Annotated in this window: 19 protein-coding genes; 18 read left to right on the top strand and 1 reads right to left on the bottom strand. The window is 34.6% G+C overall.

The annotated features are described in order from the left end of the window. The first annotated feature begins 67 nt into the window (after positions 1-67). Together H6571_07280 and H6571_07275 are read left to right on the top strand one after the other, a co-directional pair. Complete coding sequence (locus H6571_07280; GenBank protein MCB9323529.1) at positions 68-3,208, top strand: CHAT domain-containing protein; 3,141 nt, start codon at positions 68-70, stop codon at positions 3,206-3,208. A gap of 237 nt (positions 3,209-3,445) precedes the next feature. Beyond that, the gene (locus H6571_07275; GenBank protein ID MCB9323528.1) at positions 3,446-3,808 is read left to right on the top strand and encodes a hypothetical protein; all 363 of its coding nucleotides are present in this window, start codon (positions 3,446-3,448) and stop codon (positions 3,806-3,808) included. A 30-nt stretch (positions 3,809-3,838) separates the two neighbouring features. Here the strand turns inward: H6571_07275 and H6571_07270 are convergent, their stop codons facing one another. Then, positions 3,839-5,260: a hypothetical protein gene (locus tag H6571_07270; protein MCB9323527.1), complete on the bottom strand. Its 1,422-nt coding sequence runs from the start codon at positions 5,258-5,260 to the stop codon at positions 3,839-3,841. Between the two features lie 300 nt (positions 5,261-5,560). Here H6571_07270 and H6571_07265 point away from each other — a divergent pair, with 300 nt between their 5' ends. The 16 genes from H6571_07265 to H6571_07190 all read left to right on the top strand — a co-directional run bounded on the left by H6571_07265 (position 5,561) and on the right by H6571_07190 (position 26,915). Beyond that, positions 5,561-7,321, top strand: coding sequence for a hypothetical protein (locus H6571_07265; GenBank protein MCB9323526.1), 1,761 nt, complete (start codon positions 5,561-5,563; stop codon positions 7,319-7,321). Positions 7,322-7,354: 33 nt separating this feature from the next. Continuing rightward, entirely contained in the window at positions 7,355-7,852 is a 498-nt protein-coding gene (locus H6571_07260; protein MCB9323525.1) for a hypothetical protein, read from the top strand. A gap of 12 nt (positions 7,853-7,864) precedes the next feature. Beyond that, a complete protein-coding gene (locus H6571_07255) occupies positions 7,865-8,830 on the top strand; it encodes a hypothetical protein (protein MCB9323524.1) in 966 nt (321 codons plus the stop codon). Positions 8,831-8,858: 28 nt separating this feature from the next. After that, positions 8,859-9,827 (top strand): hypothetical protein, encoded by a 969-nt coding sequence (locus tag H6571_07250; GenBank protein ID MCB9323523.1) that lies wholly within the window; start codon positions 8,859-8,861, stop codon positions 9,825-9,827. Positions 9,828-9,999: 172 nt separating this feature from the next. Next, positions 10,000-10,503, top strand: coding sequence for a T9SS type A sorting domain-containing protein (locus H6571_07245; protein MCB9323522.1), 504 nt, complete (start codon positions 10,000-10,002; stop codon positions 10,501-10,503). Further along, on the top strand, positions 10,500-12,710 hold the full coding sequence (locus H6571_07240; GenBank protein ID MCB9323521.1) for a hypothetical protein: 2,211 nt from the start codon (positions 10,500-10,502) through the stop codon (positions 12,708-12,710). The genes H6571_07245 and H6571_07240 overlap by 4 nt, the downstream gene beginning before the upstream one ends. 331 nt (positions 12,711-13,041) lie before the next feature. After that, the gene (locus H6571_07235) at positions 13,042-13,314 is read left to right on the top strand and encodes a TM2 domain-containing protein (GenBank protein MCB9323520.1); all 273 of its coding nucleotides are present in this window, start codon (positions 13,042-13,044) and stop codon (positions 13,312-13,314) included. 64 nt (positions 13,315-13,378) lie between these two features. Then, a complete protein-coding gene (locus tag H6571_07230; protein ID MCB9323519.1) occupies positions 13,379-14,218 on the top strand; it encodes a hypothetical protein in 840 nt (279 codons plus the stop codon). Positions 14,219-14,270: 52 nt separating this feature from the next. Next, positions 14,271-14,801 carry a T9SS type A sorting domain-containing protein gene (locus H6571_07225; GenBank protein ID MCB9323518.1) on the top strand — a complete coding sequence of 177 codons (531 nt, stop codon included), beginning with the start codon at positions 14,271-14,273 and terminating at the stop codon, positions 14,799-14,801. 5 nt (positions 14,802-14,806) lie between these two features. Beyond that, a complete protein-coding gene (locus H6571_07220; GenBank protein ID MCB9323517.1) occupies positions 14,807-15,802 on the top strand; it encodes a hypothetical protein in 996 nt (331 codons plus the stop codon). Between the two features lie 645 nt (positions 15,803-16,447). Further along, positions 16,448-20,335: a hypothetical protein gene (locus tag H6571_07215; GenBank protein ID MCB9323516.1), complete on the top strand. Its 3,888-nt coding sequence runs from the start codon at positions 16,448-16,450 to the stop codon at positions 20,333-20,335. A gap of 14 nt (positions 20,336-20,349) precedes the next feature. Next, positions 20,350-21,186 (top strand): hypothetical protein, encoded by an 837-nt coding sequence (locus tag H6571_07210; protein MCB9323515.1) that lies wholly within the window; start codon positions 20,350-20,352, stop codon positions 21,184-21,186. Between the two features lie 2 nt (positions 21,187-21,188). After that, on the top strand, positions 21,189-22,271 hold the full coding sequence (locus tag H6571_07205; GenBank protein MCB9323514.1) for a hypothetical protein: 1,083 nt from the start codon (positions 21,189-21,191) through the stop codon (positions 22,269-22,271). 78 nt (positions 22,272-22,349) lie between these two features. Further along, positions 22,350-25,655 carry a DUF4297 domain-containing protein gene (locus H6571_07200; GenBank protein MCB9323513.1) on the top strand — a complete coding sequence of 1,102 codons (3,306 nt, stop codon included), beginning with the start codon at positions 22,350-22,352 and terminating at the stop codon, positions 25,653-25,655. A 155-nt stretch (positions 25,656-25,810) separates the two neighbouring features. Then, positions 25,811-26,284 carry a VWA domain-containing protein gene (locus tag H6571_07195; GenBank protein ID MCB9323512.1) on the top strand — a complete coding sequence of 158 codons (474 nt, stop codon included), beginning with the start codon at positions 25,811-25,813 and terminating at the stop codon, positions 26,282-26,284. Between the two features lie 235 nt (positions 26,285-26,519). Continuing rightward, a complete protein-coding gene (locus tag H6571_07190; GenBank protein ID MCB9323511.1) occupies positions 26,520-26,915 on the top strand; it encodes a hypothetical protein in 396 nt (131 codons plus the stop codon). Positions 26,916-26,920 lie beyond the last annotated feature (5 nt).

Genomic DNA, 26,920 nt, shown 5'->3' with positions numbered 1-26,920 from the left:
GGTGCTATTCGTTCTTTCCTCACAAACTACCATTTCTTTAAAGTATAACATACCAAAATTTACCATTATGAAATTACAATTCCTTACATTACTTATTAGTTTTCCCATCTTCCTTTTTTCCCAAACACAAGACTCTATATTAGTAGCTCATGAAGTAGATAGTTTAATGGAAGAGAGCCGAAAGCTGTTTCAAGAACAAAAGTTTGAAGAAGCTCTAAAAATCATTGAAATAGCAAAGGACAAGGCAGCATCAACAATTGGAACAAACACTATACCTTATGCCAATTGTCTACTCAACCAAGGTAGGATACTTTATTACATTGGGAGGTATTCAGATGCGGAGGAACCCTATTTGGAATCTATTAGAATTTTAGAAGAAAAATTGGGAAGAGAACATCGACAATTTGCTTCAGCTTTGAATAGCCTAGGAGCTTTGTATAAAGAAATGGGGCAATACTCAAAGGCTGAACCGCTTTTTATTGAATCAAGGGACATTCGGGCAAAAGTTCTAGGTAAAGAAAATGTTTACTATGCCCTTTCCATAGGCAATCTTGCTGATTTATATCGTACTTTGGAGAAGTACACGGAAGCAGAACCCCTCTATTTGGAATCTATGGATATTTGGGCAAAGGTAAAAGGAAAAAAAGCCATGAACTATGGCCTAAATTTGCATGGCCTGGCCTACATGTATTTGGAAATGGGGTATTATGATAGGGCTAAGTCTCGTTTTTTGGAGGCTATAGATATTTTTGAAAAAACCTTTGGAAAATTTAGTTTGGATTATGCAATGCTTCTGAGTGATTTCGGTGACTTATATGCTAAAATGGGGAGTTATATGACTGCCGAGCAATTACTTTTGGACGCTAAAGACATTTTGGAAAAAACTAATAACACCACACACCCTAACTATGCAATAGCTTTATTTAAACTTGCCAATCTGTATCTTGATATGGGGGCATTCTCCAAGGCTGAACCATTCTTTTTGGAATCATTGGATATTTGGGCAAAGGTATTAGGAAAGGATCATTTGTATTATGCTACGGGATTGAACAACCTTGCAATTCTATATATGGAAGAGGGCGAGTATTCCAGAGCGGAGAAACTTTATCTGGAAGCAAAAGATATTGCTACAAATAAGTTGGGTAAAGAGGGTTCACGATATGGATTGGCTTTACAAAATCTTGCAGTTTTATACAAACGAATGGGAGAACTTAAAAAGGCTAAAGATCTTTTATTGGAAGCTCAACCCATTTGGGAAAATACCATAGGGAAACTGCATCCAGATTATGCCACACTATTAAATGATCTTGGGGTCTTGTATTTGGAATTGGAAGATTATGAAAAAGCTGAACCCCTTTTTTTGGAAGCGATTGAAATTCAGACAAACATTTTAGGAAAACAACATCCCAGTTATGCAATGTCATTGAGTAACCTCTCTATATTATATTGGGAAACAGGTCGCCTATCTGAAGCTAAGAGAGTTTTTCTGGAGCTGAATGAACTTTGCCGCCATTTTGTCGAAGAGGCAGCCCTCTATTCTTCTGAGAATCAATTTTTAGCTTATCTTCATACCTTTGAAAGGTATTTTAACCAGCTTCAGTCGTTTGCTGAGTTTAATTCTGATTCGGAATTAAATCAAGCTTGTTTCGACAACGCCCTTTTTTATCGCGGGCATTTACTCGAAAATTTCCGCCGCTTGACAAGGTCTGTCTCTGATGCAGACAGTCTTTCTCGCGAAACGTACGCACGTTGGCAGGGCTGTCGTCGCCGGCTTGCTACCGAATATGCCAAGCCTTTTTCTGAGCGTCAATATGTTACCAAGGTAGAAGCAGAAGCGGAGGTTTACGAAAAGCTTCTCACCCAGAACTTGCCCATTTTTGCAGGTGCTTTTTCGGCACCGCCCTGGCAGGAAATACAAGTGAATCTAAAACCTGGTGAAGCGGCAATTGAGTTCATTTATTATCGTAAATATGATCCCGAAGCTACTGAATCTTTTCAGTATGCCGCCCTTGTGCTTCTCCCGGATACAGATGGACCAGTATTTGTTCCACTGTGTGAACAAAAACAATTGGACAGCTTATTAGGAAAAGAAGGTGTTTCCGAAGATTTTTTCATCAAAAACCTCTATTTCGACCTTCGAAAAGGAGGTGAAACACCTCTCTATATTTACATCTGGAAACCTATAGAGCACCTGCTCAAGGGAGTAAATAAAATATGGTATGCCCCGGCAGGTGATTTGTATAGACTCAACCTTGCCGCCATTCAGCCTGGTTTATCAAGTGGACGGTTAGGTAATCAATACCAATTGATCAGGGTAAATAGCACGCGGCAGATTAGTCAATCTTATCCCTATAAATCAGCCATACCTAATGCGACCCTCCTGGGAAATATCCAATATTCAATGGATACAACAGCTTATCGTCAGGCCGTCGTTTCATTACCGAATCCTGTTATTCAAAATGAATTGCAGGAGAACTATTTTCAATATGATAGTGGGAAAAAGCCTGGTTTCCGGGGGAACGATGATTTATGGAGGAATCTTGAATTTAGTGCTACTGAAGTGGATCAGGTCAATAAATTCCTAAAGGAAGCCGGCTTTCAAACAGAAATCCTTCAAGGTTTTGAAGCCAACGAAGAAGCTTTCAAACAAATCGGAAAATCTCTCAATAGCGGGTCGCCACGTATCTTGCACATTAGTACACACGGCTTTTTCTATCCTGACCTGGTACAGGATACTATTGCTGCAAAACAAGATTTGTTCGGGGCAGTGTTTAAAATGTCTGAGCACCCCCTTTTACGATCAGGCCTTATTCTTGCTGGAGCTAATTACGCCTGGGAAAATCAACACCCTTATAAAAATTTTGATGATGGAATTCTGACAGCCTACGAAATTAGCCAAATGGACCTATCCAATACAGAATTGGTCGTGTTGTCTGCATGTGAAACGGGCTTAGGGGATATTAAGGGACATGAAGGTGTTTATGGCTTGCAACGTGCCTTTAAAATTGCCGGTGTAAAATATATATTGATGAGTCTCTGGCAAGTATCTGACGAGGCATCAAGCAAGTTGATGTCCGCTTTTTATCGCAATTATTTAATAGAGAAAATGCCGATACATCAAGCACTTGAAGTAGCGCAAAAGTGGTTGCAGAAACAAAAAGGTTACAACAATCCTTATTTTTGGGCAGGTTTTGTTTTGATAGAGTAGGCGTAAATTTTTGAATTCAAAAAAATAAAAAAAAGTTCTCCAAAAGGGGGACTTTTTTTTTGTATGATACTCATTATATCAAATGATGGTTTTCAGAAGAAGTGAATTTTCCAAAAGAATATTTTCACATACACTGAGTACTATTTAAAATCGGTTTTTTCAAAACTCTTTTTCCGGCGGAATGGTTATTTAATCTTGCCAACGGAGGCGCCTCCATAGCATTTAAAATGAAATGTTATGGATTTTAAATTCAAAATTGTTGCTTTTTTTATTCTCGCCTGCATCATTTTGCCTTATCAGAAGGGCAATTCTGAAGCAGAAGATGAATTCTTCTTTCCAGGAAATGAATTTTCTCATGTACTGAGTGGAGGGACTATTTCAACGGACATCACAATGCTTACCGCAGATTCGGGAAATCCGAACATTTTGATCGAAAGAGTTACCATCTATGATGAAAATGACGACGTTGTTGTTGTGCACAATGGGTGTTTGCTACAAATTTGTCGATATTCGATTGAGAGTCTCTCCACGGGAATTTACCTTGTAAAAGTAGAAACTTCTACAAGCTATACTTTTTCAGGGACTTTTGAAAAAAAGTGATTTGAATGCAAGCCGTCCTTATCCAAATACTTAGGTGTTTTCGGGAAGGGACGGCTTGTTCTTGTTTATTACTTGATTCATTAACCATAAATAGTCAACTCCGTACAAAATGGTAGTTTCAATGGTTTTTTCCTCAACTTTTTTTTCATTAACAAGGGCTAAAATAAGTGAAATTAAATTCCGTACTCGATCATACATCAATTCCGAAACTCCATCTTCTTTTTTCAGGCTTCGGTTTAAATAGGTTCTCATAGTTTTGGAGAAATTCCTGAGAGCGATGTATTCTTTTTTTTGGAAATAGACCTTAAGGATTAACCTTCCGTAGTCCACCAATTCAATTGCACCCTTAGTAGTCAATAGTGCCATCCTTTTTAAAACCTTATCAAGGTCACCCTGCTGATGGGCAATTTGAGCATTGGCTAGTAATGCTGCTTGTTCTTTCTTTTCAGGAATCAAGTGAACCATGTATTTATCAATGTAAAAACTTGCCAACTGGCTATCCTTTTGGATCAAAGCGGCTGTCACAATATTTTTAAATCTCTGCCATTGGATAAATGAACCGTCCAGTAACAATCCAGATTCGTCAAGTAATTCTATTATTTTAAGGTAATGGCCAGCGAAATCGACTTGCTTTTTATTAATGTTATGGGTGCAAAAATTCAGCAACTGCTCCAAAATTGATTTTTGATAAAATTTTTCAAAAAGATGGTTATTGGCGATTATTTCTTCGATAATCTTTTCTACTCCTGTGAAATCATTTGCAAGTTGTTTTTGGAAAAACAAATGAAATATTTTCGCCCCCAGATCTTCTATTTTTTCATTATCAACAGCGTTTAATAGCTCCATTTTATGATCATAGTAATGTTGTTTGTGATCAACTCCCTGAGTTAGAATTTCCAGGTATATTCGAAGTTTATTTTCAACATAAAATAAATCTAAAGCATCTGAACCACTTTTGAGAAGTTCACCAGTTGTGGCATCTATTTTTTTGCTCATTGCCTGCCATTGATATATCTGGAATTTCCTTAAATGGTAATAATAATCTCGGTTCCCAGGTTTATCTAAAGATCGTTCTAACCGTTTTAATAAGCCTTTGAGCATTTTATCGCCTAAGCTCTTTTCAACATAGTAATCTGCAAAAAATTCTCCTTCCGGGAATTTATCAGTATTTGAGAAAGAGAACAGGATATATCGCTTTACCACTTCATAACACTTTGAAAGATGTTGTTTCCAATGCTTGTCAATTCCATCTTGAATGGGAGTCAGCGCATTTATTACCTCTTCTTTAGAAATATTTCTATCTCCTTTCAGCAACTTTTCAATAAGAAAATTCAATATCAGTATTTGTTTCTGCGAAAGCCCATTGGAGGATAACTCAAGGAATTCCTCTAACTCCATTAATTGGTTTTCTGATAGAGTAGATACCAGCAAATATAACTTTGTGTTATTCATTAAATGACTTTTTTGTATTAGACTTTTTTTGTATTAATGTATTAATATCTAAGAATGATCCTGTTATGTATATAACAGGTCGGTCTTTCTTAAAAATACGAAATTACTTTTATTGTTTTTTGTCTCTTCTGAAATTTCTCTTCAATTGTCATTAAGCTATAGATTTACACTGCTAGGTAATAACACAAATGCAGTTGTGTTTTTGTGTTTCAACATAAATATAAGAGGTGAGTATTCATCGCTTTTATGGTAGAAACGGAGGTATTGGTTTCATGTGAAATTTAAGAAAATGCAAATACCATGAAAATTAAATCACACTTTTTAGAATTTCTTTTGGTCTGTGTCGTAATCATTTTTATTGGCATTCCAACAATTGATGCACAGTCTAATGCAAAGGAAGATTTGTCATATGACAGAAGTAGTTTTGTAATTCTCAAAATCGCAAACAAGCAGGGCACTAAGCTCAACTTTAGATCATTTTATAACAGTAATAATCCATACGCTAAAAGGTTTGATTGGAATAATATTTCTACAAAGGAACTGCCCAAAAGCATTTTATCCGGTAAGCCTGCCAATAACGTAACTACTCAGGCCATGACCAATTCTCATATTGGTCGTGAATTACTCGAATATTGGTTCCAAAGAAGTCAGGAAGGGGAATTTAATACAAAATTGATAGCTGACAGAGGAATGTATAATGCATCTGATCTGGAAAAACAATTGGCAAAGTCGGGTCCGAGAGATATTGCCGAGTTAAAGGATGCTGGATTTAATCTTATCAATAAATCCTATATAATTTTGGTGGATGTAAAAGCCTTTCTGACAATGGAGGAATATTATAATGTGGAAGACCAGATTAGAAGAGAAATAGCTCGGGACAATCCAGGTTACAAATTCGTCCCAATTGAGCGAACACAAAGAGGGTATGCTGGCAACTTCATAGCCCATGTATTCAAATTGGATTATAACGAACAAGTTCAACAGACACTTTATGACAATTGGATATACGAAGATGACTCAGAAGAGACACGAGCTCATAAAATCGCAGCTTTTGAGAATTTAAATGTGCCTGTTGTCTTTGTGGATAAACAAGCCCCGGATAAATACATTTTTGCATCAGAAAGTAAAAATGTAACAAAAAGTAACTCCGCTGTAAAACCAAGAACTGATGAAGAATTTATCAAAATATTCGAAGAGGAGGTTATTGAAAAAGTTTTAGATCAATTAACTGTTACCAATGAAGATTTTCAGGTAAAAACAGGGTTGTATAAGGCAAATCCTATACTTGCCAAAATCGGTGTAAAAGAGGGCGTATATCCTGAAAAGCGTTTTTTTGTGCTTGAGAAAAAAGAGAAAGCGGACGGGAAAATTGTTTACAAGCGAAAAGGAATAGTAAGGGCCAAATCCGGTGTAACCAATAATACCAGGACTTCAAGTCAGGGAACAAAGCCAAGTGAATTCATTCGGGTAGGTGGCTTGGCTAAACTTGAGGAAGGTATGTTATTAAAGGAAAAACCGGAAAAAGGGATCGCTGTTGCATGCCTATTCTCCCCTCCGGGAATTTCAACCTCTGAAATCAGGGATATAGGAGCTAATTTAGAATATAACCTTTCTTTAACCCTTGGAAGGAAATGGGGAAGCGAGGTTAGAAATGGATTAAGGACAGGCGTTGGGTTTACCCTGGAGTCAATAAAGGTTGAAGGAAATTTTGATGAAGATAAATATAAAGAGTTTCAACACATTTGGCTGTATCTTAAAAAAGAATACCCTGTTGCTTCAATTTTTAGAGCGGGGATATTTGTTGGAATAGCTAACGATTGGGCCTTAAACGAAGCAACAAATGAAAAACATACAGCACTTTTACTTCCCTTGGGGGCTGAGGGCGGGGTGAAATTATCGTATTGGATGGAAGCCTTTCTTTCTCTTGAATATGATGTTCCTGTGACTAAAGCGTATATGGACATTGGCGGGAAGATGGAGGAAACCGAATTGAAATGGTTCGATATTTATCCACACCGTGCAGGAATTACGAATAGAGTTGGAGTACGAATCGCTTTTTAAAGGATTTTCAAGACACTTAATAAATTCCACAAAATGAAACTTCGGTTTATTTTTCCATTATCACTTTTAATTTTCTCTGCTCTCCTTTCGCTTTTCCCATCCTGTGGAACAGGAAAAATTCCAGCATTATCAGAAGCACAATGTCTGGGAGCCGGGATGGAAGGCTCAATAAGGCTAAAAGCATGGGGTTATGATAGTTCCCTGAAAAAAGCTATTGAGAAAGCTAAACGAAATGCGGTACAAGAGGCCCTTTTTAAAGGTATTAAAGCAGGTGTAAGTGGTTGCCCAAATACACCAATTGTTCCTCAAGGTTTGGAAAAAAATCCGGATTACTTCAAGGAGTTTTTTAAGGAAGGTGGAACCTACCTTCACTATGTAAACCTTAGTGGCGATGGAAGTATTCTTCCTGAAAACAGAATCAAAGTAGGGCGAAAATATAAGGTTGGTGTGTTTGTAGTGGTAGACCATCGACGGCTTAAGCAAAAGATGCAGGAAGACGGTTTGGCACCAAAACTTATTGATGGTTTTTAAAATTTAACTAAAATGAGAATAGAAAAAATATTATTTCTAATCCTAACAATAGTTTCGGGTTTATTAGTGGATATGCCCAGTGGCTTTTGTCAAGCTAAAAAGCCTACTGCAATGGTGGTTCCTTCTGATATTTATTGTATCAGAAATGGTTTTTTCAAGGAAGTTGAGGTTTATGGTGAAACCAATAGGATACCAGATTATAAGCGACTTTTTCAGGAAGATAGTGATATGCGAGCCATAATAACCAGTATTAATGGCTTTATGTCAAAAGAAGAATTTCCCCTCAAGGACCTGGAAGCAGAATTGAAAAATCTTGCAAATACAAGAATGGAGGAGGATGTTGTTACTGATCAAAGTGGGCAGGAACTTAAGCAATCATTACTTGATAAAGTAAAAAGTACTGCAAGGGCTGATATTATTCTCGACATAGATTTTGAATTTAAGCGTAATGGTCCTGAACGGATGCTTTCCTTAAACCTGAAAGGGCTAGACGCTTATACAAATAAACAAATTGCAACTTGCCCTGTCCTAGGGAGACCTTCTGCCAACACTTCTTTAGACATAATGTTATTAGAAGACAATTACACTCGCCTGACTGAATTTACTTCAGACCTGCAAAGACATTTTGATGATTTGATGGCAAATGGACGTGAAGTGATTCTAGAATTTCGAATTTCCCAAGGAGCAGAAGCAGATTTAGAATCCGAGTTTGGTGATGAAGAATTAAGTGAAACAATTGAATATTGGCTGGATGAACTTTGTGTGAAAGCACGTTACAACTTATCTGTTGCAACAGAAAACAGACTTCGGGTCGAACAAGCACGAATTCCACTTTACAATGAAAAAGGAAGAGCACTTGATGCAAGAAGGTTTATGAGGATTATTGAAAAAAGACTGGAAAAACCACCTTATAATTTCTCATGCAGGATCAATACACGTGGGCTTGGTGAAGCCTGGCTTATTCTAGGAGGTAATTAGAAATTGGATAATTCTAAAATTAATTATCATGATAGATAAAAAGATATTTCTTTTTTCCATTGGGTTGTTGTTTTTCAATTTTATTGCTGCCCAACAAACTCAATATAGCCTTTCTGATGCAGAACGGATAGCAATTACGCCAATTGTTCCAGAAGAATTAACTGAAATACCCGTTTCAGTAAGGCCTATATTGTCAAACCAGCTTCAACTCATTGCAAATTCACATGGTTTTGGTGGGATGCCCTTTCAGCCACAATTCCTGTTAGTTGCTCGTCCAGTGGTTATCGAAAAATTATTGACTTCTACCGCTCCGGCAATGATTAAAATCAAATTGCAAACCACATTATACATAGCCGATTACGGTACAAAAACTGTTTTTTCAACTGCTTCAATAAATACAACCGGTCTCGGATATTCAGATGTAGAAGCATACACCTCAGCCATCCGGGCATTTAATGTCAATGCTCCCGATTTGTCCCAATTTGTAAAAAAAGGCAGACAAGGTATTGTTTCCTTTTTTAATAGTCGTTGTGACTTCATTCTAAGTAAAGCGGATATGCTTGAAAATACTGGACAGGGAGAAGCTGCGCTTTCGCTCCTTTTGAATGTGCCTGAAGTGTGTAAAGAATGTTTTGAAAAAGCTGTTAGTAAATCAAAAGTGATTTACAAATCTACGATTGAAAGGAATTGCAAAACTTTAGTACAACAAGCGAGAGCAGGGTGGTCTGCTCAACCTAACCGTTCAGGTGCCGATGAGGCATCTGCCATATTAGCATTAATTCCTGTTGATGCTAAATGTGCGGAAGAAGGTAATCAATTGAGTGAGGAGATCTATGGAAAAATGATCGAATTAGAACAATGGGATCGAAAAGTTTATGAAGATAATAGAGAAGCACATGCCTATTACTTGGAGACTGTTAGAAAAATTGGTGTTGCTCAAGCAGAAAATCAACCTGATTTTGGATTGAATTTGATTTTTAAAGGGTGGCTTTGGTGAGGTTGTAAATAACTTGACATCTACAATCTGTTGAGGGAAGTTTTATTTCATAAAAAACTTCAAATTGAAAGGTTTCGAAGCCAACTTATGTTTTTTAATTTCCAGGTCTATTGGTAATACTGCTTTGCACCATATAAATAGTAAAATTCCCTTTTGAACAATCAAAATAAAAATGATGACTAAAAAAAGCTTTTGCGTAGTCCTAACACAGATAATAGTTGTTTTCTGTTTTGTCTGGCCATGTTTTATACAAGCCCAGCAAGCATTGAATACTTCAGGTGGTATTATTCCAATTTCAGACAATAATCGTATTGAATTTTCAATGGGAGAGGTTGTTACAAACATTACAGGCAACCCAGGTTTAAATAATTATTTTACCGCGGGTGTTATCCAACCTTGGTATGCTTTAGGAGTGAATATGGAGGAGAGTGATTTTGATGATTACTATTATATCAGAGTATATCCCAACCCTGTATCACAAAGCCTAAAGATCGAAACAAACTTCACTCGTTTTCAAACCTTTCAATTTACAAACATGCTTGGGGAAAAGCTCCGCTCTGGTTCTTTTGACTATTCACCTCTGAAGCTACAATGGATGGTAACTGGTGTTTATATATTGACTTTAACATCGGATGACAGACTAATTTCAAAAACTATTAAAATCGTTAAACAATGAGAACAATTATTTCCGTCTTTATATTTTTCTTTTTTATAGTCATATTAAGCGCTCAAGTACCTCAAGGAATTAATTATCAGGCAGTAATGAGGGATGAGTTAGGTAATCCGATAAGTATGCCACTCTCAATATTGATTGAGATATTCTCAAATAGTATGGGTAGCGGCGTACCTGATTTCAGTGAAGTTCATTCTGTTTCCCCAGAAGCTGAAACAGGTCTGTTTAATATTACTATTGGAAAAAATAATCCAATTGATTTTGCTGCAATAGATTGGGCCTCAGGTTCGAAATATATAAAGACTACAATTAATGGTATTCCTGGCCCAATAACGGAGATGGTAAGCGTACCTTATGCTTTATTTGCGCAGAATGCGGCCAATTCAGGTGTAGAGTATAATGCAGGGGAGGGAATTTTAATAGAGGACAATACAATTGTAAATCAGGGGGATTTAAGTAACACCAATGAAATTCAACAGCTTACACTCAATGGGAATACGCTAACCTTGTCGAACAACGGTGGTACGGTATATCTGTCCTCTCTAACAATTGATGGCCAGGTAAACTATGTTGCAAAGTTTACCCCTGATGGAACAAATATTGGTAATTCAGTAATATTCGATGACGGGACAAATGTGGGGATCGGAAATATTAATCCCAATGACAAGTTGGATGTTGAGGGTAATACACAGGTTTCAGGCTATTTAAAAGTAGGTAATCCATCTGAACCATCTAGCTCTCCAAGCTATTCCAATATACCACTTTATAAACTCTCTTACCTAAGCGGAACAGAAGCCTGGACGGTAGATAGTGATTGTGGTACTGGGGACTACCCCTACACCCAATGGTTTGTTGATGGTTTTGGAAATGATTCAGGGCTATTGTATTATCAAAGTCAAGGAAGTTATAACCGAAGCTACGCTTACTCCCCTTGGGTTTGGGCTCCATCAATTTCTTCCACATTATTGGTTGAAGGAACTTTTTATTGTGATTTGCAGAATAATTATGATGGAGTATTCCTTGAATATAGAATTGGCGAGGGGGAATGGACCAAAATAAATTCCTTTACGTTTGGTGAATATCCTGATAATGCCTATGGATGTGATACCACATGTAGCTCAAGTGATTATCAAGCTTGTTGGAATGGTATTTATGATACATGGTTTTTTAGAGTTGCATACTCCGAATTCCCTCCCGAGGTATTTGGAAATTGGATTCGGTTCCGATTTGTAGGGATGGAAAGTTCTTCAACGGGATCTAGTACTTTTGAATTATACGGCTTTAATGTTGTTGCTCGTGGTGTAGGAATTGTTGGAGGCCAGTTTTCCGAGGGAAATATTTATGCTGAAAAAAATATTTTTGCTGGATCAAATGTCTTATTGGGAGATGTTGCAGAGTACTTTATAGTTGAAGAAGAAACCGAGCCAGGTGATTTAATTGCGATTTCATCAAAAGAGTCCAATAGTTATACAATTTGTGAAAAAGAAAATAATCCCTTTATTCTAGGAGTTCACTCGTCAAACCCAACTATTACACTAAATGCCCCAAATGGAGTTCCTGTATCGTTAACAGGCCGCGTTCCAGTAAAAGTGTGCGGGGAAAATGGTCCAATAAAAATTGGAGATTACCTGACATCCTCCTCAATGCGAGGCTATGTGATGAGAGCAGACAAACCTTGTTTTATTGTAGGCCGGGCATTAGAAAAATTTAACAGTATCGGTACCGGGAAAATACTTTGTATAGTTGAGCCAGGTTGGTACAATCCGAGAACAAACTCGAATAACCCTTCTGGAGGAGGCAGTTTTTTTGTTTCAAAAGGTAGTAATTCAGTTAAAGTGAAAGATGCTTCTGTAAAACCTGATTCGAGAATATTTATTACCCTTAGGGGAAATGCCGGTAATTACTGGGTAAGTAATGTGTCAGATGGGATGTTCATACTAGATTTTGAAAAAGACCAGGGAAAAGATATTCCATTTGATTATTTTATTCATGATGCAAACTCCGATGAAAAAATAGAGAAAAGTCGTGGAAGTTATGGTGCTAAAAAAGGAAATGAAATTAGAGAATCATTAAATAAAGACCTTTCAAAAAGGATTCAATTACAGCAGAATTCTAATGAAATCCCTCCTAATTCTCCACCTGACATTAAAAGTGGTTGGACTTGGTCAAAGAAAACAGGATTCATAAAAACAAAGGTTGCCCAAAAATAAAAATCTACTGAAGTCATTAAGGCATATTTTTCGATTGGTTTTGGAAGTATATAGCTGGTTTTTAAGTTGTTAAAGTTTGGATAAACTCATGATCTTTCAGCTAACCTGACTACGAGAATAATTGTTACGTACTCTTCAATGGATAAATATTATGGAATTATAAAGAGTAGAAGCCATAATTTTTTCGATAACAAGAGGAAAACAACATAGTAAAACAACTAGAAAATTAGATAATTTAAAAGATATTAAAATGGAACAACAACAGAAATTTTACATTCCAGCTTCAATTGCTGGCAATTTGCCTTCAATGGTAAAAAATGAATTGGCTAAAATGCCTGCCCAGAGACAAGAGGAATTTGTTGAAGAGTATAAAAGGAAATCAAAATCTGTTGGACTTGCATATTTATTCCTTTTAGTCATTCTTGCAATGCATTACGGTTACTTGGGAAAGTGGGGATTACAAATAGTATTTTGGTTAACCGGTGGTGGTTTTTTCATTTGGTGGTTAATTGACTTGTTTAGACTTGCCGGCCTCGTAAAGGATTATAATAAAGATATCGCAACAGATACAATGAGGAATCTAAAAGCAATGTCAAGTTCATGAAAAACGGGCAATAACATTAGATGACTGGTTTATTAAATATAAGTTCAAAATAAATTGTATGAAAATGAAAAAAGTAATTTTCCTCTTAATTTCAATCATCAGCTTTCATTATGTGTCTGGACAAACCAGGGTTGACACCTTAACAAATGAAAAAGTAGTTATGCTTTGTAAAATAGGTTTGGAGCCTTCGGTAGTCATAAGTAAAATCCAAACAAGTTATGGTGTTTTTGATGTTAGTACCGATGGCTTAATTGAGCTGAGTAGTGAAGGTGTACCTGCTGAAGTTATCAGTAAAATGATCGATAAGGACAATGAGGTCCAGGTTGCTTTGGCAAAGGAAAAAGATTATAATGATCCTCTGACAATGAGGGATGTAGGTATTTATTATTATAATCCCCAGGATAGTATAAATCCAATAAGAAGAGTTGATCCGACGGTAATTTCTGGGACGAAGTCAGGGGGATTGGGCACCGCACTTGCTCAGCGTGCCACCTATGGATTAGCGAAAAACAAAGTTAAGTCCACCCTTTCTGGTGAAAATAGCAATATACAGATTAATAATAATGGTCCAGAGTTTTATTTCTATTTTAAAAACAGCGATAATTTTAATTCTGATAACTGGTTTTTTGCATCAGCTACTTCTCCGAATGAATTTGTTTTAGTAAAATTAACAGAAAAGAGAAGTATCAGGGAAATGATTGTTGGCAATTCAAATGCTTATAATTTTTCCGCCGGAATTCCGGAAAAGGATAAGATCCCATTTGATTATATTGAAGTGGGTGAGGGAATTTTTAAGGTATCATTTTCCAGGCTATTAAGGCAAGGTGAATATTGTTTTTTATATGCGAGTTCAACGCCATCCAGTTTCAATAATAATAAGGTATTTGACTTTGGAATTCGATAAGGAAATAAAATAAAATTTGTGTTCCACAAAGAATCAATAAAAGGATTTGAAGATGAATTTACTCACATTAATGGCTTCAAAAAGGTATGGTAAAGGCAGACTAATAAAGGTTGAAATTTGTGCCTTTCTCTTTTTGGCCTTTGGGTTCTCATTTTTACAAGCACAAGAAGCAACTTTGACTACAGGAAGGGATGCTTTTGGTGAAGGGGGGGCAGTGAGTTATTCAGTTGGCCAAATTGTTTATACATCCAATATAGGTATAAATGGCTCGGCGATACTGGGTGTGCAACAACCGTTTGAAATTTCTATAGTGACAAGTTTGGTGGGTGTTAAACCTTTTTTTCCTGCATGTAAGGTTTACCCCAACCCAACAGTTGATTTTCTAATACTGAGTATTGAAAATCATAGCTTAGAAAATTTGTCATATCAGCTTTTCGATATAAATGGAAAACTTTTACTTGGGGAAGTACTTTCTCAGCCTTATACAAATATCCCTACAAATAACCTTGTAGCAGCTACTTATTTTCTAAAAGTACTAGAAAATAGCAAGCAGTTGGTAATTTTTAAAATCATTAAAAACTAAGAATAATGAGAGAGATATTTGCTGTTTTAGCTTTATTAACATTTACCACGTTTGGCTGGGCTCAAAGCCCACAGAGAATGAGTTATCAGGCTGTAATTCGGGATAGCAATAATTCCCTTGTAACTAATACAGCCGTAGGAGTGCAGATCAGTATTATTCAAGGTTCGGTTTTGGGCCCGGTAGTTTACATTGAAACCCACACACAAAATACAAATGCCAATGGATTAGTGTCATTAGAAATTGGAGGAGGAGATGGATTTGATTTGATCGACTGGGCAAATGGACCATATTTTATCAAAACTGAAACTGATCCTACAGGTGGAAATAATTACACAATATCAGGTACGAGTCAATTGATGAGTGTACCATATGCACTATATGCTGAGAATTCTGGAACTCCTGGTCCCCAAGGTCTGCCAGGAACTGATGGACAAGATGGATTAAGTGCCTATCAAATTTGGTTAAATTCCGGGAATACAGGAACAGAACTTGATTTTTTAGAATCTCTAACAGGGCCACAAGGTTTAACGGGACCCGCAGGGAATAGTCCAATTATTAATTTTGGTTTAGGTTCAGAATCATTAATAGCAAATAACTCTGTTTTAAATTATACGCTTATACCTGGATTAACTACCATCATTACTGTTCCCCAAGGAAGTACCCACAAAGTACTTATCCAAACAGAAGGAGGGATACAATTAAACGATTCAGATAATACAGCAGTTGGGTTTGTTGATGTAGCAATATTTATTAATAATGTTCAAGAAGGAACTGGAAGAAGAGTTCCTGTCCAAAATAGTCCTAGTGTTATATTTTCGGTTAATGCCTATAATTTTTCAGTAATAAAAATATTAACTGAAGGCACTTACATAATTGAAGTAAAAGCAAAGAAATTTTCGTACATGTTCGATGATTGTTATGTTAGTTCATCTTCAAATGGGTCAACTTTGGTCGGAAATCCACCACTGCAAGGGACATTGTATGTAATGCAGTTCCCTTAAAAGGGAGATTTTAATATTTGTAGGCAGGAGAACATGGAATAGAACCCCTTGTATGATCTTAGAGTCAACTATTAGATTCAATTAAAGTTGATTATTGATTATAGTTTTTCGAAGGTTATATTTGGCGCAAAAAAAGAAAGAAGCCTCGAAGTAGCACTTTCCAAGAATAAAGAAAGTTCTATAACCTTGCCCCAATTGGAACGGGGTTTCGATCCTCCTTTAATAGATGTAAGTTACCTTTTCGAGTAATTTGGCGGTTTTTTTCTTTTCTAGTATTTCATTCTCCTACTGTTAGCAAAACTTACTCTTTAGCTCTCAATTGCATCATTAATGAGTTCGTTCATTATAGGTGAGATTGGTTGAAATTGGGAAAATTTAAAATCAATAATAGGCGTACAGTTTGAAGTTGTCACTACCGCAGAAAAAATAGTAATATTTGGCATTGTCTGCTTTGTTCCGAATTTTGTGAAAATTTATTGCGCAACAGGTGTTACATGTTGTGTCAAAAAGTCAGTTAATGAAATTTTCGAAGGTGTATTGTGCTTTTTTTTATCAATATATAGACATTCTGACACGAAATTTTTAATTGGAATTAAATATGATGTAATAAATACTATTGTATATTTATTTGATTGAAAACTAATTATGTCAAAAATTCAACTAATTGAACAATCCCTATTAGGAATCAATGGAGCAAAATTTCAGGTTTTTTGCAATGATTATTTCTTTTGGAAGGGATATGATTTTCTTACATCCTCTGGTTCAGTAATCGGCAAAGAGAAAGCAAGGAAAGGCACTCCCGACACCTACATTCCTATAGACAATCATGAATATGTTTTTGTAGAGTACACTACAAAAGATAGATTGGGCGAAGCCAAGAGTTTCTTTGAGAAGTTGTCCAGCGACGTTGACGATTGTTTTGATGAAAGTAAAAGCAAAATAAAAAATAGTCAAGTTAAAAAAGTAATTCTGTGTTTTACCCAAAAACTGAAAGTTGATGAACACAACGAACTAAGTCAAAAATGTGCAGCTCATGGAGCTGAATTTGAAGCACATGGAATTGACCAATTAACAAAAGCAGCTCTATTTCACCCTAATTTGGGTAGCATTTTAGGTGTCCCCATAGATACCCAACAGCTTCTTACTCCAACGAACTTTATAAAAGAATATGAAAAAGGTAAACTGGCAACTGGATTAAGTAATAAACTATATTTCAGGGAGAATGAAATTCATGAAGCACTTTCCATTTTAGGAAAGTGTAACTTGCTAATAATCGAAGGAAATCCGGGTGTAGGTAAATCAAGGTTAGCTTTAGAAGTTCTCAGCCAGTTTTGCAATTCAAATTCTACATACACTCCTATCTGCATAGATAATAAAGGGTGTCCAATCTACGAAGATATTAGGGTTCATCTGCAAAGAGAAAAAGACTATATTCTTCTTATTGATGATGCCAATAGAGCTACAAAACACTATGAATTCCTAATCAACCTTTTAAAAGAAGAAAGAACAGGAAGTGTAAAGATTTTGGCTACGGTAAGAGATTATGCTTTAAACATTATCGTAGACGCTTCAAAAAATCTAATCTATGACAAAATAAAGGTGTCCCCTTTATCCGATACGCAAATTAGAGAAATATTAGAATCAGATGATTTTAAGATAACTAATAGAATTTTTTCTGATGTTATTGTTAGAGTGGCACAAGGGAATCCCCGTTTAGCATTAATGGCAGCGAAAGTAGCTTTAGATAAACAAAATCTATCCGCATTTAATGAAATTCCTAAAATTTATGACAGCTATTATGATGAGGTGGTCAAAGAAATTGGCAAGTTAGAGGATATAACTTTTTTAAAAGTTCTGGGGATCATTTCTTTTTTTAAAACTATTGGAAAAGGGTATAGAAATAATGAGGGAATTTTTTCAGCTTTTGGCCTATCCGAAAATGAGTTCTGGGAAAAAGTTATCATTCTACACCAAATGGAGTTGGTGGACTTGTTCGATAATGAAGTGGTGAAAATATCAGACCAGATTTTAGCAACCTATTTTTTCTATAAAACATTTATCCGTGATGGCATATTGAGTTTTTCGACGCTCATCACGCATTTCTATGAAAATGAGTATAGAAGATTTAGAGATATGGTCTATCCTGTAACCAATACTTTCGGTTTTGAGCATATTAAAAAACAGATAAGAGGGTCTTTAGACCAGGCATGGATATATTTTGAGGATGATGAATTATTATTGTTGAAGTTCCTTTCTCTATTTTGGATTTTCAATCAGGAAAAAGTTTTAGCCCATATTGGGAATCAAGTGGCAAACATACCACAAGACCCCACAGAAAATTATGTATTTGAAAAAGATAAAAATGATGTATTTTGGGATGCAGATGATAAAGATTATTTCGGAGTATTAAAACAGTTTTTAAAATTTCCTTACCCTTCAAACAACTTTAATTTTGCTCTTGATCTCACATTTTCATATCTTGAAAAACAACCCGCTTACATAGCAGAATTTGTCCATCATACAAAAGGGGAATTATCCTTTGACAAAGGCGATTACCAATTTGGTTTTTTTAGACAGAAGACTTTATTTGACAAGCTGTTTGAGGCTATCAGCAATGGAAGAACCCCAAAGCTATTTAGAGGCATTTTTTATCATATAGTCAATACTTTTCTTCAAACCGCTTTCCAAAAGTCGGATGGATTGGATAGAGATAATTCCTTCACAATGTACACCTTCTCAATACCAGATATTCCGCCTATTGCTGATTTTAGAAAAAAAATATGGAATTTTCTTTTTGAAGAATTTGATAATCACAGGATGAATATTGTCGAAACACTATCGGAATACATCACAAAATACAATATTTGGGGAGTAAGGGAAATCAATAACAAGAAGTCTTTTTGGGAGCAGGATTCCAAAATTCTTTTGCCATTTATTGACCAAAATTTTGATCCTGGAAGCTATAAAGAATGTAAAACGGCACAAGGGTATTTCAAAGAGTTGGAAAGATTAGATATTTCCTTTGATAAAAGTTTAAAACTGAAATTCATAAACAACAAGTTTGAATTGGTTTTAAAGTTGGATCAAGAATTAATAAATGGGCGACCAAAATATGAGATTCCCGACGATCCAAAATTTAAAAAGGAGAACGGTCAAACAGATTGGAAGGCTGTTGACAACCAAAAGTATGAAGAGCTAGAAGAATTTGTCCTTCGTTATAAATTTGAGGATTATAAACACTTATGGCTTGATGTAAATGAATTATGGGAAGACGAAAAAGATGGGAAAAAAGGGAGTATCGAATTCTCATTTTCTCAAATATTACGCATTCTCTCCATAAAGGATGTAAGTACATTTTTGAAACTAATGGAGTATATTCTTGAAGACAAAGGATTTTCTGAAAATTTTTCTGCCAACTATTGTAACAACATTACAGGTAACGCTCTCAAGAGTTTAAATGATAATCACGACCAGCTTTTCAGATTGATAAACAAATTCGATAGTAGGAGTATTCTCCATTGGAAATTTGCATTTTTCAGACAACTCAAAGGAAAATATGCCAATGCTTTTTATACTAAGCAATTGTTCAAATGTATTAAACAGATCGAGGGGAGTTGGTTCTTTTTTAATTTAGACTTTCTTGCTAATTATCATTATCAACCAAATATTTTTGATGTAATTAAAGGGTGGTTTTCAGGAAAAGTAAGAAATGCCAACAGGAATATTTATACAAAGGTGGCTTCGATACTGCTTGAAAAAATTCAAACCAATAAAGCAAAAATTTCATTTGGATGGGAATTTATATCAAAGCATAGCGATAAGTTCAGTTCAAATTTGAATTTTTTGAAACAAGTTTATTTTTCCAACTTTAAGAATAGCCAGAACTTTGATTATGATGGAGCAGAAATGAAAACTCTTTATGATTTGTGCCCTAACTTCCTGATTGATTTTTTGAATGAATTTTATGATTCAAAGTTTTCTCGTTTAAGGAGTGAACTACCCATCCATAATTTTAAATTCGTCTGGGATTTTGAGAACTATGCAGAAGCCATAGATAGTTTGATGGGATTTGCAATCGAAAAGAAATTGGTGCTAATGGATTGGGAACATTTTGCAAATAAATTCTTTGTCGCTAATGACCCAGAGCAGATTGATAAGAGACTAAACTACATAAAATACTTTATTGAAAGGAATGTTGAAAATAAAGAAACCATACAACTTATCTTCAATGTAATTCTTTATTCCTTCCCTGATAAAATGCTTGAATATCTAAAGCAATTTTTGGAAATTAACCAAGACCCAGTAATATTTGAATCATTAAGTTTTCATACAAACGGGGTGTATTCTGGAAGTAGGATCCCCATAATTGAAGGAAGGATCAATTTTTTGAATCAAGTGGAACAAATGTTGGAATCATTATCTAACTCAAGGAATTTTATCAAGCACAGGGCTTTTATTAAAAATAAAATTGAAAAACTAAAGAAAGATATTGGGTGGGAAAGAAAAAGTGAGTTTGAGGATTTCTTTAGATAAAAATGAGAATACAGATGGGAAATAACATCAATATAAGAGAACTATTTATTGGATTACAAGATCAGATGATTGCCCAATTGAACACCAATCGGGAATTTATTAATCACCCTTCCTCTAAAGGCGATTCACTTGAAAATACTTGGATTGATTGGCTAAGAAAATATCTGCCAAATCGTTATTGCGTAGATAAGGCGATTATTATTGACTGCACTGGGCAGTTGAGCGAACAAATTGACCTCGTTATTTATGACCAGCAATATACACCATTTGTCTTGACGCAAAACGGAATTCATTACATCCCAGCAGAAGGCGTTTATGCCGTATTTGAGGTAAAACCAGACCTTAAAGGCTCTGTACGAGTTAAAGGAAAATCAATAACATATATTGAGTATGCAGGCAGGAAAATTGAAAGTGTCCGTAAACTAAAAAGAACTTCAACCAATATTATTGATCGGGGTAAACAATATTCCCCAAGACCCTTGACCAAAATAATTGGCGGTATTCTGACAAGTACTAATGAAATCAAGAAGAATGAAACAATAGAATCTCACTTGAAATTATTAACTGGGCTAAAAACAATTGATATGGGGTGTACTGTCACCTACGGTAGTTTCTATGTTGATTATGAAGGCCAGGAGGATACCAAAGAACAAAATTTTGAAAAAAGAATTCAGTTATACTATTCAATGCGAAAATTAAAATCAGTTGAATTTAGTCAACCAGACACCTCCTTGGTCACTTTCTTTTTTCAACTGATGCGTTACCTCCAACAGAGTATTGGTACAGTCGCGGCTATTGATTTAAACGAATACTCAAAGGCAATCAATTTTTCGATTGATGATGAAATATAATTATGAAAAGTGAAAAAATTATTAAAGACCTCACCATTGCAAGTGGCGTGGCGGGGTTAATCATTAATGGATTAGAGCAGTGGACAAAAATTCAAAATGGAGAACAAGAAAAATTCGACTTCGTTCAATTTTTGGGAACAGGGGTAAAAGGAGCGGCCATTGGTTTTGGAGTTTCTGTTACCATAATAGGAATAAGTTCCTTGTTTTCTCCAGAAGAATTAGACGAGGAGGACTTTGACGAAATTGAATATCTTGAAGGTGTTTTGGCATCCTATAAATTAGATAGTGTTGACCAAGCTACCATGAAAAAAGGGTTTAGCATTAAAAATAAGATATACAACACATTTAAAGGAATGTTATTGGGGAAGCCCAAATTTCAGGGTTCGATACCTCAAGGAACTGCATTAAGTGGAATTTCAGACTTGGATATTCTTATAAAATTCAAAAAAAACAGCTTTTCTTCTTTAGAGGAAATGTATCTTACAACACTTAATTATTTTAAAGAAAATTTTCAAGACTCTTCTTTAATTGAGGTCCGCCCACAGCGAAGGTCAATCGGTTTAATTTTCAATATTCTTGGCGAACAGGTGTGTATTGATGTAGTTCCTGCAAGACGAACGAATTTTAAAAAAGGAGGAAATGATTATAACCTTTATGAAAATCCGTCTGGATTGTTTGGCAAACCCTCCAGAGTGAAAATGAACCCACATAAGCAGGCATATTTTGGCGCTCAAGAAAAAGCAAAGGCAAATGTTGTTAGTTTACTTAAAGTTTTAAAAGTAAAAGAAGAAATGCCCCTGAAGCCGGTTTTAATAAAAGAATTGATCCTGGCTGCCTTTTCTTCTCATAATGGCCGTATCCCTCAAGAGATTAATAAACGGGTGGTACTCTCTTTGGAATATATTCGTGATAATATTGAGCACAAACGAGTAGTATCTCCTGACAATTCCAACAATGTACTTTCTGATTCTTTGACAAGAAATGAAAAAAGACGAGTTGCTAATACTTTAGATAGTATAATCCTTGATATAAAGGAATTTCCGAGTAATCTGAAATACTATTTCCCTCAGAGAGAGGATTTGTAAGCAAATCGTGAATCACAAAACTAAAAAGGGTTTTCCATACACAATTTCCCAAAATCATATTAGGGCAATTCATTTGCCATGAAATTAATTGCGAAACTAATGAGCATATCAAAACTTCATATTTTTTCAAAAAACACCGATGCAAGTGCTACAATAAGAGGGTTTGAATACCAAAAATTGAAAACACTTGAAACTTGGGTTTACAACTATATCCATTCAATTGATGAGGAAATATACTGCGATTATGAAGAAGATATTTTTCAAAAAAGCATTCCTACACAGTCAGTAAAATTCAGACAACTAAAACTATATTCATCAAGTTTTTCATTTAAAAGCGAAGAAATAGAGAAATGTATTTTTCATTTTTTTATGCTCCATGTGAAGACTGATTATCTCTACTTAGAAAAAGAATTTGTCTTTGAGGCAAATACAACCGTTGCACGAAAACACAAGGATAATGATGCCGATTTGTTGAGAGAATGGGTATTTAATCAAGGTAATTTAAAAAACGGTACATTGTACAAATGTCTAAAAAAAGTAAGAGAAATTGTTTCTAAATATGTCCAGAAAAGACAAAAGGAACTTTTAAAAAATTTGACAATTCTTAAAGAAGTAAAGGAAGCTGCTGAAGTCTTCAAAAATCTTAACTTAAAAGACTGGATAGATTTTACCAAAAAAATTAAATGGAATTTCTCAGATATATCATCTAATGATGAATTTGTTCAGACAATTGAAAAGATAAATACGTTACTACTCTCCTCACAATTTCCAATGCAAAAAGAAAACTTGGATGCCATATTCGGAATACTTTATAAAGAGGTTTCCATAAAGGCTTCTCAACAAGAACCGGATGAACGAAAGCTAACTATTTCTAAATTGGAAAAACTCCTTTTGTCATCAGGAACAAAAGATGATAAATGGTATTCTGAAATTTATGAAGCATGGAAACCAGTGCAAAAAATAGATACGTTTTTGATAGGTGAGTTTTTTGAAATCCTTTCAGCTACAAGATATTGTAGAAGGAATAAGTATCTCTCTAGCCATGATGGTGATTGGTTTAGGTTGTTAGATTTTTATATAAATAAACTTGCTATTCCTAATGAATTAAAGAAAAAAGCTATCTATGAATATTTGTGGTTAAAGTTTAGACCAATAGATTACCATTCTGTTCCTGAAGGTGATTTGACAGGAGAAGAAATATTTATCAAAGATTATTTTAATGATTTTTCAGATTTTAAAAGTGCCTCAGAATTAGAAGATGCTCAAAGTCTCTTATTCATTGTATTCTCAGCTATTGCTTATGGAAAAGTTAAGCTAACACTTGATGAATGGGAAAAATGGCTTCACCAATATTATGAAACCTTGAATGATAGATGTACTGGTAATTCTAATCCAAATCCAAATCAGATTTGTCATCTAAATGAATTGTTCATTAGTTATTATTTATTTATGAGTAGTAAGTATGACCAAGATGAAATTGTGAAAAAGATTGAAGAACATGGAAAAAACATATGGAATTATATTGATTCTGCGAACCTATATGACGTTACACTACTTGGGGGCAGATTAAACAGATATATTAAGTTATATATTTCTGATTCGCCTGACAAAAACCATAAGCTAATAGAAGCCCTCGAAAAGCTCTCTCAAAAATTTGATGGAGTAATTCAAAAAAGAGAAGGAAATTACAAAAGTGCAAAGACATTTGTTGAAAGAGGCGCAGCATATCTAAAAAATGATAATCCCAAATTAATTCTAAGAGCCTTAAATTATTTTCATAAAGCGAAAGATTTATGGTATCAGGAGGAAACTGTTGAAGGTTACGTATTGGGGTTAATCAATATTGCTCAATTATATTCTGCTCTTGGGATGAATTTGGCTGCCAAGTATTATGCGATTTGCGGGGCATGGGCAAGCAGCAATCATGGTGATGAAAACTTACTAAAACGAATTTCGGATTCATTCGGATTGCTCTTTCATGCAGACTTCAAACAAGGTTCTTGGATGAATGCTTTGCACGATTTTTACTATTATATTAAGTCGCTTTATGAGTTCAATCCTCCAAAAAGTGAAGTTGACATTGAGGACATGTATTTCAAAACAATCTTCGATTTTGCTGCTATCCTTTATTCAATGAATAAATTTTCGCCGCAGTTTGAAACTTTTGTCAATTCAAAAATCCAAGAAACAGGTAAGTTTAAAGATGAAATTGTAAATCCTATTATTGAAAAGTTAGCTGTAGATTTTTCAGATAAAACCAAACTAAAAGAATATTTAAAAAGTCGATTAACAGACAACCCATTTAATGATATTGGAAAAGAAAGGACTATTAGATTTAAAGCATTAGGAATTCTGTGGAAAATTGTCTTTTCAAATGATTATCTAAGTAATTCAATTGGAGAAGAATTTTGTGCTATTCTCCAAATATTATTAGTCGAAATAGCCCTTTCAGATTTAGATTTCCATTTAATCAAAGGTGACATTGTAATTGAACTAAAAATAGATGATAAAGTTTTACCGCCCACACAATTACCTTCAAATCAACAATATAAATGGAAAGTTTATATAAATGAATTTGACAGTGCTGACCCAAAGGAAATAAACTTCAATACAGCAAAAATATCAACCTCTCTTCGATATTTGTTAAATGAAATTAGTTTGTTGAAAGAAGTAGAATTTGGTAACCTTTTTGAACAGTTGTTCAAAGATTTCGATTTAGCAACTAAAACACTTTCTGTTAATTCTTATCAAAGAATGTATAGATCAATTTTCAAGGAAGATGGATTTAACAATTTCCAAAGGCAATTTTTCAATAAGGTAAATTGTTCACTGGGATTACCATCTGATAATGATATTATGAAATGGAAAGATGGTTTAAGTTATAAATATGATAAAGAGATTGCATTAGAGCATATTAGGAATCGATTTAAGAATACAAAAAAGAATATCTACCTAACAATTGAAAAATTAAAACAAGACAACCAGTTTTCTTTGTTAGTTAATGATTTAAGAAAAAAGGGTTGGCTAGATTGGCAAATAATTCTGGTGATAATGAATTTTGTTGTGAATTATAAAGCAAACCAGGAGTTTTCACCTGACCCAACTAAAACAGAATCAGAAAACATCGAATCATACCAAAAAACATTTAATAAATATATAAAAATGGAGGAGAAAGACTGTTATGTTTATTTTCCTACCGAAGCCTTAAAATCAGATGAATTCATGATTCATTTTAGTAAAATTTTTGTAGATGTTTTGAAATCTTTTGGTCTTGAAAATAAATCAAGATTTCCAAATTTTTCCGCTATTAAGGAATTTTTAGATATCCGGTTTAATATGAAAAATGACAATACGAATGAGGGTAATCCCTTAAGTGATGTCTGATACTTTGAATAAATCCGATATGTGAATGAATACACTTTCTTGAAAACTCCTTTTCAATTAGCAACAAACAATAATTGATATGTTGTTATAATTATTACTTAATGCCAAAACGATTGAAATATTTATGCGTTCTTCTTATTGATAACTCTTACTCCATGTCTTCAGAGTTAGAGTCTGTCAATAGAGGTTTGCAATCATTTCTACAAAGATTAAGAGATTCAGATTTACCAAAAGACTTTTCGGTTGGGCTAATTGTTTTTAATGATACAGCAAAAGTTTTTCTTCCCCCGTCAAAAGTTGACTCAATTGCCAAATTTCCAATTATTGAAACTGATGGTTCAGGGACTAATATTTATTCAGGCTATTCAAAAGCCATGAGCTTTATCAGCCAGTGGAAAAATCATGATTTTTTTAATTTTATCTCAGGAAGGTTATGCAAGCCATATATTATATTAGTTACTGATTTGTCAAAAGATTTATTAAAAGCATCTAACAAAAAACATAGATGGATAAATGAAATAAAAGGAAAAGCAAAAAGAGGTGAATTAAACCTTCATGTTTTTGGTGCCGGTGAAGCCCTCTATTTTTTATTTACACACTTAATAGGATACTGTCTATTTAATTACTAAGTTTGGGTAAAAGTCTATGAAAAACTTTTGGGTAATTCATTTTAAGCCTCATATTATGGAAGTATTAAAGAAATAGTTATATTTGTTTTAATGAGCTTTTTTTTCATGGGGATATTTTTATGATGTGCTTATCGATAAAAAATGAGTTTCTTAAGATATTCTTAGATAAAGTAATTTGCATGTAGGGCTTCCCAAAGTCTAAAATTTTGTTAACTCTTTTAAACCGAATACAGTAATGGAAAATTTTTTGATACCAATAGTAAGTAATTTCCTTTCTCCAAATGAAATATTATCTGGACTGAAAAAAGAATTACCTAAAAGTGATGACTATGAGGTTTTTCTTAAGAAGGAGGATAAAGATAGTATGGCTTTAGATCCAGTTATTGCGACTGTTATTATTACAGGTGGTATTCAAGTCTTAACAACTCTTATCAACGGGTTATTTCAAGTTATCGCTAAGAAATTGGAAAAGGAATCTTCCCAGAAAACTGCCATAGTGAAAATCAGGGTTGATAAAGAAGGGATGGAAATTGAATTTCCTTATGGGATGTCTAAGGAAGAGCAAGTTAAACTTCTTGAGCAAACTAAAAGCCTCGCTTCAATTCAACATATTTCATTACTTGAGAAATGATAAAT

The sequence above is a fragment of the Lewinellaceae bacterium genome, from assembly GCA_020636105.1.
GTDB lineage: Bacteria > Bacteroidota > Bacteroidia > Chitinophagales > Saprospiraceae > BCD1.
The sequence above is the reverse complement of the archived record's forward strand: the minus strand, read 5'-3'. Positions and strand labels throughout refer to the sequence as shown.